Here is a 535-nt window from a genome sequence, read left to right as displayed (position 1 = left end):
CGCAAGCCCTGCGATCCGGGCGCGGGTCCGGGCTGCGGGGCGATGGTGCCGCCTGCGGGAACCATGCCGCCCTGCGGGGCCGTGATACCGTCGCAACGTCCGATCCGGCCAGCGCCCTGCCGGCCGATCAGCCGTGCCGCCTGCCGTCGCGACGACCTGCCGCCGCACTGGCTGAATCCGGGCATCGACGCAAGCCCTGCGGCCCGGGCGCCGGGTCAGGAATGCAGGGGCCATGCCTGCCGCGTGCGGCCGTGGTGCCACCTGCGGCCGTGGCGCAGTCGCGACGCCCGATCCGGCCGGCGCACGGCCCCGCGATCAGCCATGCCGCCTGCCTTCGCAGCGATTTGCCTGCCGTCCGATCCGAACGCCGCGCCGCCCGACAAACGCGCCCGCAAGAGCGCATTCGTCAAACCGCTAACGGATGCGGCCCCGCTCTGCTGTGCGGCCGCGACATCCCGTCCCGCACCCGTCTCTTCGCCACCCGCCGCACAAGACGCTTGGCCACGCCTCGCGCCGCCCGGTTGACCGCGTCCCG

The 535-nt window shown here is 75.0% G+C and carries 1 protein-coding gene; it reads right to left on the bottom strand.

Annotation, left to right across the window (positions count from 1 at the left end; genetic code table 11):
- Positions 1 to 185 (bottom strand): hypothetical protein (locus EPA64_RS16575; RefSeq protein WP_220443783.1); only part of this gene is annotated, 185 nt, incomplete at its 3' end.
- Positions 186 to 535: the final 350 nt, after the last annotated feature.

The sequence above is a fragment of the Paracoccus luteus genome (assembly GCF_004522155.1).
GTDB classification, from domain to species: domain Bacteria; phylum Pseudomonadota; class Alphaproteobacteria; order Rhodobacterales; family Rhodobacteraceae; genus Paracoccus; species Paracoccus luteus.
The sequence above is the reverse complement of the archived record's forward strand: the minus strand, read 5'-3'. Positions and strand labels throughout refer to the sequence as shown.